General features: G+C 55.9%; 13 protein-coding genes. 2 read left to right on the top strand and 11 right to left on the bottom strand.

Going from position 1 to position 13,311, the window contains the following annotated elements:
• Nucleotide 1: 1 nt before the first annotated feature.
• Nucleotides 2-343: a hypothetical protein gene (locus tag SIB88_RS17075; RefSeq protein WP_412558632.1), complete on the top strand. Its 342-nt coding sequence runs from the start codon at nt 2-4 to the stop codon at nt 341-343.
• A gap of 77 nt (nt 344-420) precedes the next feature.
• The gene (hrpB, locus tag SIB88_RS17070; RefSeq protein ID WP_412558631.1) at nt 421-2,925 is read left to right on the top strand and encodes an ATP-dependent helicase HrpB; all 2,505 of its coding nucleotides are present in this window, start codon (nt 421-423) and stop codon (nt 2,923-2,925) included.
• Nucleotides 2,926-2,939: 14 nt separating this feature from the next.
• On the opposite strand, the gene SIB88_RS17065 is transcribed toward hrpB, so the two are convergent.
• The 11 genes from SIB88_RS17065 to SIB88_RS17015 all read right to left on the bottom strand — a co-directional run bounded on the left by SIB88_RS17065 (nt 2,940) and on the right by SIB88_RS17015 (nt 13,241).
• The gene (locus SIB88_RS17065; protein WP_412558630.1) at nt 2,940-4,211 is read right to left on the bottom strand and encodes an amidase; all 1,272 of its coding nucleotides are present in this window, start codon (nt 4,209-4,211) and stop codon (nt 2,940-2,942) included.
• A complete protein-coding gene (locus tag SIB88_RS17060; protein ID WP_412558629.1) occupies nt 4,208-5,341 on the bottom strand; it encodes a M20 family metallopeptidase in 1,134 nt (377 codons plus the stop codon). The genes SIB88_RS17065 and SIB88_RS17060 overlap by 4 nt, the downstream gene beginning before the upstream one ends.
• A 44-nt stretch (nt 5,342-5,385) precedes the next feature.
• Nucleotides 5,386-6,102, bottom strand: coding sequence for an ABC transporter ATP-binding protein (locus SIB88_RS17055; RefSeq protein WP_412558628.1), 717 nt, complete (start codon nt 6,100-6,102; stop codon nt 5,386-5,388).
• Nucleotides 6,103-6,104: 2 nt separating this feature from the next.
• The gene (locus SIB88_RS17050; RefSeq protein WP_412558627.1) at nt 6,105-6,890 is read right to left on the bottom strand and encodes an ABC transporter ATP-binding protein; all 786 of its coding nucleotides are present in this window, start codon (nt 6,888-6,890) and stop codon (nt 6,105-6,107) included.
• A gap of 1 nt (nt 6,891) precedes the next feature.
• A complete protein-coding gene (locus tag SIB88_RS17045; RefSeq protein WP_412558626.1) occupies nt 6,892-8,043 on the bottom strand; it encodes a branched-chain amino acid ABC transporter permease in 1,152 nt (383 codons plus the stop codon).
• A 3-nt stretch (nt 8,044-8,046) separates the two neighbouring features.
• On the bottom strand, nt 8,047-8,967 hold the full coding sequence (locus tag SIB88_RS17040) for a branched-chain amino acid ABC transporter permease (protein WP_068517571.1): 921 nt from the start codon (nt 8,965-8,967) through the stop codon (nt 8,047-8,049).
• 106 nt (nt 8,968-9,073) lie between these two features.
• Nucleotides 9,074-10,246: a branched-chain amino acid ABC transporter substrate-binding protein gene (locus SIB88_RS17035; RefSeq protein ID WP_412558625.1), complete on the bottom strand. Its 1,173-nt coding sequence runs from the start codon at nt 10,244-10,246 to the stop codon at nt 9,074-9,076.
• A gap of 246 nt (nt 10,247-10,492) precedes the next feature.
• Nucleotides 10,493-11,056 (bottom strand): cupin domain-containing protein, encoded by a 564-nt coding sequence (locus tag SIB88_RS17030; RefSeq protein ID WP_197460770.1) that lies wholly within the window; start codon nt 11,054-11,056, stop codon nt 10,493-10,495.
• 103 nt (nt 11,057-11,159) lie between these two features.
• Nucleotides 11,160-11,357, bottom strand: coding sequence for a hypothetical protein (locus SIB88_RS17025; protein WP_412558624.1), 198 nt, complete (start codon nt 11,355-11,357; stop codon nt 11,160-11,162).
• Between the two features lie 39 nt (nt 11,358-11,396).
• On the bottom strand, nt 11,397-11,876 hold the full coding sequence (greB, locus tag SIB88_RS17020) for a transcription elongation factor GreB (protein ID WP_412558623.1): 480 nt from the start codon (nt 11,874-11,876) through the stop codon (nt 11,397-11,399).
• Between the two features lie 99 nt (nt 11,877-11,975).
• Nucleotides 11,976-13,241, bottom strand: a complete 1,266-nt coding sequence (locus SIB88_RS17015; RefSeq protein WP_412558622.1) for an MFS transporter — start codon at nt 13,239-13,241, stop codon at nt 11,976-11,978.
• Nucleotides 13,242-13,311 lie beyond the last annotated feature (70 nt).

Here is a 13,311-nt window from a genome sequence, read left to right as displayed (position 1 = left end):
GATGCCGGAATTTGATCCAACCGCACCGCTTTCATTTGCCCATCCCGATCCGGACCGCCCGGCAAAGGAGGCGGCTTTGCGCGCCGTGTCCGAGGATGCCTTTCGCGCGCTTTATGCAATCACGCGGGCCGAGGCCACGCGCATGAAAACCGCCGGCGATATGGAGGCCCTTTATGGCCTGACCCGTGGCATGAAGACCCTGCAACGGATTGGCGGGGAACGCGGGATCATTCTTAAGGCAACACGCTTAGGCTTTCTGACGGGGGCGGGGATTGAAGTGCCCGGTGATTTTGATCAGATGGGGCAAGCCGAAATCGTCAAGACGTTTGAAGCCGGAAAATAGTCCCGCGCGCTGATATTGCGGGTAGGGCGGCTTTGCGTCATAAACAGCCAGAACCCTGCTGACCGATGAAAGCCAACATGCCCGAATTTCCAGCCCTTCCGATTGATACCGTCCTGCCCGATCTGTGTGCGGCGCTGGAAACCGGGACCAATGCGGTTTTGCAGGCCCCGCCGGGCGCGGGTAAAACGACCAAGGTTCCCTTGGCGTTGCGTAAAAGTGGATGGCTTGGTGATCAGAAGATCATCATGCTCGAACCCCGAAGGCTAGCCGCCCGTGCGGCTGCGCGCCGTATGGCGCAGCTTTTGGGCGAAGGGGTTGGCGAGCAGGTTGGCTATCGCGTCCGGTTTGACAGCAAGGTATCGGCCAGGACCAAGATCGAGGTCGTGACCGAAGGTATTCTGGTCCGGATGATTCAGGACGACCCGGAGCTTTCAGGCATTGGCGCGATCCTGTTTGACGAATTCCATGAGCGATCCCTTGATGCCGACCTTGGATTGGCGCTGGCACTGGAAACCCAGGGCGCGCTTCGTGATGATCTTCGCATTCTTGTGATGTCGGCAACCCTTGATGGCGGGCCGATTGCATCGCTTATGGGCGATTGTCCGGTAATCACGTCCGAAGGGCGCGCCTTCCCGGTCGAAACCCGGTATTTCCCGCCCAAGCCCGATAAATGGGGCAATATCCGCATTGACGGGGAAATGACCGCCGCGATCAAAACCGCCCTTCGCGAGGAAAGCGGATCGATCCTTGCCTTCTTGCCCGGTCAGGGGGAAATCACACGGGTTGAGGCGGCACTGAAAGAGGCGGTGGGTAGCGATATCATCATCGCCCCGCTTTTTGGTGCGATGGATGCCAAGGCACAGGATATCGCGATCCAGCCCGCACCCGATGGCAAGCGCAAGGTGGTTCTGGCAACCGCGATTGCCGAAACGTCGCTGACCATTGATGGCATTCGCGTTGTGGTCGATAGCGGGTTGCAACGCCTGCCGCGTTTTGATCCGGCATCGGGCATGACCCGCCTGATCACGGTGAAATCATCACAGGCAAGTGCCGAACAACGCCGTGGTCGTGCCGGACGTCTGGAACCGGGTATCTGTTATCGTCTGTGGGCGGAAAACGAACAACGTGCGCGCGCGCCCTTTACCGCGCCGGAAATTGCCGAGGCCGATCTGGCACCATTGACGCTGGAACTGGCGCGTTGGGGTGTCACCGATCCCAAAAGCCTGCCGTGGCTTGATGTGCCCGAAGCCGCCAAAATTGATCAGGCCCGCGATATTCTGCGCGGGTTGGAAGCGATTGATCATGAAAACCGCATCACTGCGATGGGAACGGCGATGGCGGGCATACCGGTCCATCCCAGATTGGCGCATATGATGTTGCGCGGTGCGGCCTTGGGACTTGATCAGGTTGCCTGTGCGCTGGCCGCACTTCTTTCGGATCGGGATTTCATGCGCGGGCGCGGGGCGGATTTGCGGTTGCGGATTGACGCCATCCTGCGCGGCCATGCACCCAAAATGATCAGCGAGGCCGCCAGGCAGCTTGCGCGCAGACTTGGCGATGTCATGCGCCAGGCCAACCTTCCAAAAGGCAAGGATACAAAGGTTGATCGTGCCGACGAGGTCGGGTTGCTTCTGGCCTTTGCCTATCCCGACCGGATTGGGGAACGGCGCAAGGGGACCGATGCCCGTTATCGCCTGTCGGGCGGGCGCGGTGGCGTTTTGCCCAATGAAGACAGCCTTGCGAGTGAGGCCTATATCGCCGTTGCCGAACTGGACGGGCAGGCACGTGAGGCCAAGATATATCTTGCCGCGCCGGTGGCGCGCGCAACCCTTGAAACCCATTTCGCCGATCAGATTTGCGAAGGCACCGAGGTTTTCTGGGATACGCAATCCGATGCGGTTCAGGCCCGTTGGCAACGCCGGATCGGTGCGTTGGTGCTGGATGAAAAGGCCACCCATGACGAAGCCGATCCCGATGCGATTGCAACCGCGATGATCGAAGGCATTCGCAAGATCGGCCTGCATTGCCTGCCATGGGACAAAGCATCGGAAGGCCTGCGCCAACGGTTATCCTTCCTGCATCGGGTCGATGGCGATCATTGGCCAGATATGTCTGATGACGGGTTGCTGGGATCGCTTGAAGACTGGATCGCGCCCTATTTGACCGGGATTACCAAACGCGGGCAGCTTAAACAGATCAATCTGTCCGAGGCAATACTGGCCGGGATCGACTGGAACCAGCGTCAGGAACTGGACCGCCTTGCACCGACCCATTGGCAAGTGCCGACAGGATCAAATATCCGCATTGATTATAGCGGTGAAAAGCCGGCCTTGCCGGTGCGGATGCAGGAAATGTTTGGCGCGACCGAAACGCCAAAGGTCGCTGGTGGCAAGGTTGCCGTGACCTTGCATCTTCTGTCCCCGGCCCAGCGCCCGATCCAGGTCACAAGTGATCTGGTAGGCTTCTGGAACGGGTCCTATGCGCAGGTCAAAGCCGAGATGAAGGGACGTTATCCCAAACATTACTGGCCCGATGACCCGCTTCAGGCGGAACCCACACGCCGGGTTAAAAGCCGTATGTAGGTTCCCGCCCGAAATCAAAGATGACGGGAAACCCAGTCCGCCGCCTTAAGCATGCGGGCATCATCGCCAAAGCGGCCAATCACCTGCAAGCCGACCGGCATGTTGTTGGGGCCAGACAGGCCCGGAATGTTGATGCAGGGCACGCCAGAGAATGTCCAGATACGGTTAAACACCGGATCACCCGTGGCGTTCAGGCCAAGCGGGGCCTCGCCCGGGGCGCTCGGACAGATCAGGATGTCATAATCGCCCATGGCATCGGCAAGGGCCGTGCGGCTTTGCTTGGCCTGTTCCAGTGCCTTGTCATAATCAGATGTCAAAACCTTCATCCCGGCATCAAATCGTTCGCGGAACTTTGCGCTGACCTGATCCGGGTGGTTTGAAACATCATAAAGACCGGTGAAGCTGACTTCGTAATCCATCGCCAGGCCATGGGCATTGGCAAGCGTTTCAAAGATTTCGGGCAGAGCAAAGCTGAAAACTTTCGCGCCGGCCTTGCCCAATCCGGTTGCGGCATCTTCAAGAAGCGACTGTGTCGATGTCTCGGCCGCGTCCCATTGCGGTGTCTGGCAAAAACCGATGGTGGGGACGAAATCATCGCTATCCTGATGAATGGCGAGTTCGGGACGACGCCCAAGGATAGAAGCAAGGAAACCGGCATCCTTCACCGTGCGGGTCATAACCCCGAGGTGATCCATCGATGGCGCGAGGGGACGGATGCCGGTTAACGGCAAGAAGCCGTAACTGGGTTTATAGCCAACAACCCCGCAATAGGATGCGGGACGAATGATCGAACCGGCGGTCTGGGTGCCCAAGGCGGCCGGAACATGGTAATCGGCAACGGCCGCGGCCGAGCCACTTGATGACCCGCCCGGTGTACGGCCAAGGTCATTGGGATTGGCCGTTTTGCCTGGCTGGAAATAGGCAAATTCGGTCGAAACGGTTTTGCCAAGAACAATCCCGCCGGCATTGCGGATGGTTGCAACGCATGCGGCGTCCTGTGCCGGTTGATGGCCGTCATAGATCGATGATCCATAGCCGGTGGGCATGTCGGCGGTATCAATCAGGTCCTTGATCCCGATCGGAAGACCCGAAAGCGGACCAAGGGAAGGATTACTTGCCCGTACCTTGGCGCTGTCGGCATCGATGTGCATCCATGCACCAATATCGCCTTCACGTTCGGAAATGCGATCCAGGCAGGATGCCAAAAGCGTTTCCGGCATCAATTGACCGTCGGAAATCGCACTCGCCGCATCGAGAAGCGACAATCTGTTTGGCTGTGACATCATTGATTGTTCCAGTTTTCGGCCAGTGTCCGGTAAATGCCAACCGCCTCTTCGATCCGCGAGACATAGCAAAACTCGTCAGTTTGATGGGCCATGGCGGCTTCGCCCGGGCCAAGAATGACGGTTGGGGCAAAGTCATAGGCACGGGTGAAAATCGACGCATCGGTGAAATAGGCCGCGGTCTTGTTGACAATCGGGTCGTCATGAAGCGGTGCAACCACCTCGAATACCGACTGCATCCACGGATCTTCCGGCGATGTCCAGACCGGTTCCAGATTGACCGTCGGGGTCAAGGTCACCTCATCCCCCAGATAGGAAGCGAGCTGTTTCAGAATGACATCATTATCCTGACCAGGGATGGTGCGCACATCGATGCCGATTTCGGCCCGGTTGGGCACGGAATTGACGTTGATACCGCCATCAACCGTCCCGACATTTAAGGTCGCGGGACCCATGACCGGATGGCGGGCAACATTGAAGTCATAGTCTTCAAGCTTGGTGATCGCACGCGATGCCTTATAGATGGCGTTAACGCCAAGTTCGGGCATCGAACCATGGGCGGTAACACCATCGGTCACGGCCTTCATCCACAAGGCCCCCTTGTGCCCGACATAGGGATAGTTCGATGTCGGTTCGGCGACAACGATGGCACCGGCCTTGCCAATCACATCGCCAAGACCCGCGATATAGGCCGCACCTTCGCACCCGGTTTCCTCGCCCGCGGTAATCAAAAGAACCACACCGGGCCCCTTGGCCAGATCGTTGGCGATTTCAATCACGGCGGCGACAAATGCCGCCACGCCCGATTTCATGTCGCTTGATCCGCGACCATAAAGTTTGCCATCCGCAATATCGGCATCGAATGGCGCCATCGACCATTCGGTGTGACCCAGCGGGACGGTATCAAGATGGCCGGTAAAGCAGATCGGCGGACAGGTTTCCGACCCGCCGATCCGGGCAATCAGATTGGCTCGACCCGGTGCGAAGTCATGGTAGGAAATGTCAAAACCGTTTTCGGCCAAAAGCTTGCCGACATATTCGACGCAATCCTTTTCGGGATTGACCGGATTGACGGTTTCAAACCGGATCAGTTGACGGGTCAGTTCGACCGCATCAATTTTGGTGTTGGGCACGTTGTTTCCTCTGCGTTCTTTGGGCGCTGAATTTCGAATTTGGATCAGCCGAAATAAGCCTCGTGGACTTCCTTGTTTTCCGACAGCTCCTGTGCCGTGCCTTCGGCGACAACACGCCCCTGCGACATCACATAGCCGTAATGGGCGATGGCCAGCGTCTGGTGCACATTCTGTTCGACAAGGAACACAGTGATGCCTTGATCGTTGATCCGTTTGATGATGTTGAAGTTTTCTTTGACAAACAGCGGCGACAAACCAAGGGACGGTTCATCAATCAACAGGACCTTGGGGGCCGCCATCAGCCCACGCCCGATGGACACCATTGCCTGTTCACCACCCGACATCGTGCCGGCCAACTGATTGCGGCGTTCCTTGAGACGGGGGAAAATCTCGAACACCTGATCCATGCGATCGCGAAGGACGGTTTCGGTATTTTCCTGATAACCGCCAAGACGCAGGTTATCGACCACCGTCATTTTCGGAAATACCTTGCGGCCTTCGGGAATGCAGGCGATGCCCGCTGAAATGATCTTGTGGGTCGGAAGCCCGATCAGGCTTTGGCCGTCAATCTGGATGTCACCGGAACGCGGTGGCGTCAGGCCAAGAATGGCGCGAATGATGGTCGATTTACCCGCACCGTTTGATCCCAGCAGGCAGGTGATTTTGCCTGCTGGAACCTTAAGCGACACGCCTTCGAGAACGTCGGCGGAATCATAGGCCGCATAGATGTCTTTGACTTCAAGTGCACTTGCCGTGGCCATGATTATTCTCCCCCCAGATAGGCTTCCTGGACAAGCTTGTCCGAGGCGACGTCACGATAGGCGCCTTCACAAATTTTCTGTCCGAAGTTCAAGACAATGCATTTGTCTGTGACACGTTCGATCATGCCCATTTCATGTTCGACCAGAATGATCGAAAGACCATCGATCATTTCGCGGACTTCAAGAATATCATCCATCAATTCGCGGGTTTCTTCGTGGGTCATGCCGGCGGACGGTTCATCAAGCAGCAACAGGCGCGGGTGACTGATCAGCGCACGGCAAATTTCAATGCGGCGACGATCAATCATGCGCAGGCTTCCGACCGGATCAAACATCTTGTCGGCCAGGGCCGGATCAAAAATCTTAAGAAGCTTGCGGGCTTCTTCGTGATTTTCCCGGATCTGTTCGCGAAGGGCCTTGCGCTTGAAAATGTTGAAAAGCAATCCCTGATCAAGGCGCTTGTGATTGCCGATCATGATGTTGTCAAAAATCGACAATTCAAGGCACAGGCGCGAACGCTGAAACGTGCGGGCAACGCCGGCTTCGTAGACTTTCTGGGCAGGCCAGCTTGTGATGTCCTGTCCGAGAAATTCGATGCTGCCGTCATTGGCTTCATAGATGCCGGTCAAAACGTTGAACGACGTGGTTTTACCCGATCCGTTCGGCCCGATCAGGCCCAGGATCTGGCCATTGGTAAGTTCCATGTCGAACTTGTTGAGTGCGACGACACCGCCGAAACGCCGGGTCAGTTCGCGAAAGGCCAGTACGGTTTCTTGTTGCTGGGCCATATCAACCTCTCCAGCCTGGAATATATGCACGCAAACCACGCGGAAGGATGCCCTGCGGACGGAACAGCAGGATCAGAATCATCACCACCGCATAGATCAGGAACCGGTATTCCTGAATGACCTGAAGCTTTTCAGGCAGCAGAACGACAAGACCGGCAGCAAGGATCGTGCCCCACAGGCTTCCCATCCCGCCAAGCAGAACAATCGAAACCAGAATAAGGGAGTCCGAAAATGCAAAGTTCGACGGCGCAATAAAGCCAAGCATCATGGCGTAAAGCGCGCCAGCCGTTCCGGCCAGGAAGTTGCCAAGGGTAAAGGCAACAATTTTCCAGCGTTTGATGTCGATGCCAAAACAGGCAGCAGCAGTTTCATCAAGACGCACGGCATCGAAATTCAACCCGATCCACGACCGTTCGATACGACGCATCAGAACAAAGGTCAGAATGACCATGACAAGAGCCAGGATCACGTAGTTCAGATAGAATGAAAGTTCGATGCTTTCGGTGATTTCGATGTTGTTGTTGAAATCCCAACCAAACAGGTTCATGCCCGAAACGCCCAGTCCCTGCGGACCGCCAAGCGTGTCATTGACTTCAAGGAAGGTGCGGAACAGAAGGCCAAAGGCAATGGTGACAACCGCCGCATAATGGCCACGTGTACGCAGAACCGGAATAATCAGCACCGATCCGACAATGGCAGCGATGACGCCCCCCAGAATGATGACCAGCAAAAGCGGAATGGATGTATCGCCAAGAACAGCGGCGGTATAACAGCCAACCCCAAAGAAGGCCGCACCGGCAAAGTTAACAACACCGGTATAGCCGAACTGCATGTTCAGCCCGCAACAGGCAATCACGTACAGCATGACAGTCGCGATCATCAGCAACGGGAAATGGTCTTCGCGGAACCAGAAAATAACCACAAGGGTCGCGGCAATCACCGCCATATTCATCAGTCGTTCATTACGCGAAAGCGATTGTGCGATTGACCGGGTAAAGCCGAACTTTGCACCGGCAAAGACCAGGGCAGCGGCGAATAAAATCAGTGCGAAAATCTCGACCTGTTCTTCGATGGCGATGAATGTGATCGTGAACGCCGCCGCAGCAGCGGCCAGCAAAACAATCACGGCCTTGTCTTTAAACGATTGCGTCATTGATCAGACCCTTTCGCTTGTTTTTTCGGCGATCAGGCCGGTCGGGCGCCAGGCGATGATGGCAATGACCACTGCAAACGCGAAAACGTCTTTGTATGCACTGGCAAAGGGCAGGGCAACGGCACCAAGGGTCTGCAATCCGGCAAACAGGAAGCCGCCAAGAATGGCGCCATAAATGTTGCCAAGACCGCCAACGATGGCGGCACTAAAGCCGATCACGCCAAGCAGAAGGCCCATGCCGAAGTTGATTTCATTGTAGTAAAGACCGTTCATCACCCCGGCAAAGGCGGCAACACCGGACCCCAGCGCAAAGGTCAGAAGCACAATCATCTTGAAATTGATGCCCATGCATTTGGCGGTTTCTTCATCCTGGGCCACAGCACGGATCGCCAGACCAAGACGGGTGCGGTTGATCAGCACATTCACGCCAATAATGACCAGAAGCCCGCCAATCAGAAGGATCACGCTGTCAGCGCGCAATGTGAAAGATCCCAGAGACCAGGATTCCGTCGGCAATAGCGACGGGAAGTGTTTGGGGTTGGAACCGTCAGGATAAAACAGACGGATCGCTTCGCGCAGGACGGTGCCAAGCATAAGTGTCACCAGCAGCGTATTGAGCGGCGGTGCCGATTTAAGCGGAAGCACAAGATAGCGCGCAATAATGGCCCCGAGAATGGCCATCGACCCGACGGCGATCACCAGAACACCGACAAGCTGAATGAACGCGTTATCGATCCCGATCGCGGTCATACCGAGATAGGTCGAAAAACCCGCAAAGGTGCCGACCATCAGGACATCACCATGAGAAAACTTGATGACATCAAGCACACCGAAAAACAGCGTGAAGCCAACAGCAACAAGGGCATACATCATGCCAAGCATCATGCCGTTAACAACAAACTGACCGAGAAGGCCCACATCCATGGCCAACCTACCTCTTTGATTTGATTAGTTGAGTTTCTTGCGAAGAAAACAGCCCGTCCTTCCCCGTCAGGAACAACCCGACAGGGAAGGGAGCGTTTCAACCGGCTTATTTGCTTGCGAGCTTGCGCTTGCCTGTTGCGTATTCGCTGTCTTCCCAGACAACCCATTTGCCGTCCTGGACGACATATTTGGTGATGGCCGCAACGGTGTTCTGACCGTGATCGTCGAACGAGATTTCGCCGACAATTGACTCATACCCATGGATGTCACCAAGGTATTTGGTCAGTTTTTTGCGGTTCGGCCCGACTTCCTCGATACCATCAAGGATCAGGTTCATCGCCGCAAATGCAAACGGTCCATAGGCTTCTTCGGATTCAGCAAAACCGGCTGCCTTGTATTTTTCGGTGAAATACTGGCCACCTGGCAGTTTGTCGACCGGTGCACCTTCAAGGAAGCTGACCACGCCCTCGGACAGGTCGGCACCGACACCGTCAATAAAGGAGTCAGACTTGATGCCCGAAACGCCCTGGAACTGTGCAGTGATGCCAAGTTTTTCCATCTGGGCACGGATGCGCACGCCAAGCGGGGTCAGACCGCCGAAATAAATGACATCCGGGTTAAGCTGCTTGGCTTTGGTCAGTTCGGCGGTAAAGTCCTGCTGATCGGCCGGAACACCGAAATCAGCAAGGATTTCGCCACCGTTCTGGGTCAGGTATTCAGAAAAATACTTGTCGTGGCCTTTGCCGTAATCGGTCGTGTCATGAATGATGACCCAGGTTTTGTAACCCTGTTCCGTCATGAACTTTGCCGCAACATCGTTCTGGTTGATCATCGTGCCGTTGACACGGTGAATTTCCTTGTAGTCATTGCCATAGGTGACATCGGGCAGAACCGCACCCCAGACCGACATTGGCAGGTTGAATTTGTGATAGATATCAACCGCGCCCATTGCGACCGCCGAACAATAATGCCCGACAAGGCCAATGATCGATCTGTCTGCGGCAATTTTGGTTGCGACCTGAACGCCAACGTTCGGTTTGCATTCGGAATCCATTGCAACCAGCTCGTACTCGTATTTGGCATTCGGGTCGGCATTGCGAAGCTGAACTGCCAGTTCTGCCGAGTTACGGCCACCCACACCCACTGCGGAAACACCGCCGGTCAGCGGGCCGATAAAGGCAACTTTTACCTTGTCTTTGGCGTCGGCGAAATGCGCGCCAGCGGTCAGCGCCATCGAGAATGCAATCGCAGAAACAGCCGATTTGCTTAGAAATTTCATAAAGATAAGCCCCCTGTTGGCTTTTTTGAAAACAGCCCGGAAAGACCCTTTGAAAAGGGTTCCGAGGTTTCGCCAGCCACATCGATGCGAGAGTTATGTTTCTTCCCGAACCTGGGTCATTTTGACCTGGCCACCTTGTGTGCGGTGGGTTTGCGAGTTAGCCAGCAGGGGGCATACTGACCAAGTCTTTCCTATTGGTCAAGTCACTTGCCTAATACGCAAGTAATTTTACTTAGGCCTGAAAAATCAGAAGGTCGGCGGCGTGTTGACCCAGAGAACCCGGGTTTCCTTATCCGTCGGATTGCGATAGCCATGTGGCATTCTGGACGGGAAGAAGAATGAGTCGCCCGGCATCAAATGGTATTCGACGCCATCGACATTCAGATCAAGTTCACCTTCGAGCACATAGCCAAGTTCTTCGCCTTCGTGAACGATGGTGCCCGAACTGCCGCCACCGGCGCGGACAATATGGATCGTGCCAAACAACAGATGCCCCGAAGACGGGGAAACCAGCGTTTCAAGGCTGACACCTTCGCCCGGACGGATGTTGCTGGTATGCAGGACCTGTCTTGTTCCCGCACGCGAAACGATGCTGTCACTGGCTTCGCTGAACAGGGCGCTGATGGATGTTTCCAGCACCGCGACAATGCGATGCAACAGTTGCAGTGACGGTTTGACCTTGTCGTTTTCAAGTTTTGACAGGAAGCCTTCGGAGCATTCGACCTGATCGGCAAGATCGCACAGTCTCATTCCTTTGAGCTTGCGTGCATGGCGCAGTTTCATGCCAATCGGGAACGTAGAATCACTCATTTTCAATTTCCGGCCGTTTTCTTGAATGTCGATAAAGTTCGTCAGAAATCACGTGTTTCGGGGGAAGAAATCCATCTTCAATCCGCCGCGTTTTACGACCCAATCATGGGCGCGAATTGATTGATTGCGCAAGACTTCTCAGCACAAATTGTTTCATCTTGCCCGCCAAAGTAACGATTTGACGTCCATTCATGACGCCTTTTTCTGACAAAAGATATGCAACTTTTGCCAGAAAAAGCTGCCAGAAAAAGCTGCCGGGAAAAGCGGCCAGAAAAGCGACAGGCTGAACATGGGCCTGCATGTGCCGATTACGGGCAATTGATGCAGAAATTCTTGCCGGTCAGGCAGGATAGCGGATATCGAGGATTTCGAGTTCGTCCTCGCCAGCCGGGGTGCGGGCCGTCACGACATCACCGACACCCGACTTCATCAGGGCGCGGGCGACCGGGGAAATCCAGCTGATCTTGCCATTCAGGCTGTCGGCCTCGTCCTCGCCGACGATGCGGATGGTTTTTTCCTCGTCACGGGAATTGACGTAAGTCACCGTCGCGCCAAAGAAAATACGGGAATGATCGGGCTGTTCTTCGGGACGGACAACCACCGCATCCTCGATCCGTTTGCGCAAATAGCGCACCCGGCGGTCAATCTCGCGCAGGCGCTTTTTGCCATAGATGTAATCGCCATTTTCCGAACGATCGCCATTGCCCGCCGCCCAGTGCACAACGGCAACCACTTCGGGCCGTTCCTTTTTCCAAAGGTGGTCGAGTTCGGATTTAAGGGCGTCGAGGCCCTCGGGCGTGATGTAAATCGGTCTGTCCATGACCGGCTTTTACCCCAAAGAACCTGACGCGAAAAGACCGTAAAAAAGGGGCGACCTGCCAAAACAGATCGCCCCGGTTTTCAGATATTCGGACAGCGATCAGGCCGCTTTGGCCGTGCTGCGCAATTCCTTGTCATCAATCGGCATATGGACGAGGGCCGCGAAGATGCCAAGCGCAACCGACGCCCACCAGACCGCATCGAAATTGCCGGTCAGGTCATAGACAATCCCGCCCATCCACGCGCCAAAGAATGCTCCGATCTGATGGGACAGCATGACGATGCCAAACAGGGTCGCCATATAGCGCGGGCCGAAAACCTGTGCGATCAGGCCACTGGTCAGCGGCACGGTCGAAAGCCACAATGCGCCCATTGATGCCGAAAACAGCAAGATTGTTTCAGATGTTTTGGGCGCAAAGATAAAGGCGACAATCACAAGGGCCCGCATGCCGTAAATCACCGACAGGCCGTTTTTCTTGCGCCATTTGCCACCGGCCCAACCCGCCGTCAGGGTGCCAAAGATGTTAAACAGCCCGACCAGTGCCAGGCCTTCGGCGGCGACAGAACGCGGCAAGCCGCACAGTTCGGTAAAGGTCGGAAGGTGGGTGGCGATCACTGCAATATGGAAACCGCACACAAAGAACCCGGCGTTCAAAAGCAGGAAGCCGCGATGTTTGCGGGCCTCATGAAAAGCCGCGGCCAATCCTTGCGGGCCAAGATCGGGGGTCGCGGTCGGGCTGTTGCCTTCGGCCTTGCCGGTCAGCGCAAAGGCGGCCGGAACAATCAGCATCGAAATCGCGGCAAGAATGGCAAGTGTCGTGACATAGCCAAGCGATCCGTTAAGCGCCTGTGCAGTCGGGGCCATGATGAACTGGCCAACCGAACCACCGGCCGATGCCAGGCCAAGGGCGAAGCTTCGGCGTTCCGGGCTGAATACCCGGCTGATGGCAGCAAGGATCACCGGGAAACTGGTGGCACCAACCCCGGTCCCGATCAGGAAGCCCGCGGTCAGGTGCAATTCGCCGGGCGATGATGACGTGCCCATCATATAAAGGCCAAGACCATATAACACTGATCCGCCAATCAGGGTACGCGTGGTGCCGAACCGGTCGGCCAGCGCCCCGGCGATCGGGGCCGAAATCCCCCACATCAGGTTCTGGATGGCAAAGGCCAGACCAAAGGTGGCAGCATTCCAGCCGGTATCATTGAGCATGTCGGGAATGAACAGGCCAAGCGACTGTCGCACGCCAAGGTTCAGCGACAGAACAAGGCAGCCGCAAAGCAGAACCAGCCACGGGAACCATTTGGTCGCGCGCATGATGGTCATGCGTCCCGGACTGTTTTGCGGGCTTTGGGTGGGGCTCATCAGGTGTCCTCCGAAAGGCAGATTGCAAGTTGGTGGCGATTGTGGCGGCGGATCGTCAATGCGTCCAATT

This window comes from Thalassospira sp. MIT121401, from assembly GCF_047125595.1.
Lineage (GTDB): Bacteria > Pseudomonadota > Alphaproteobacteria > Rhodospirillales > Thalassospiraceae > Thalassospira > Thalassospira povalilytica.
The sequence above is the reverse complement of the archived record's forward strand: the minus strand, read 5'-3'. Positions and strand labels throughout refer to the sequence as shown.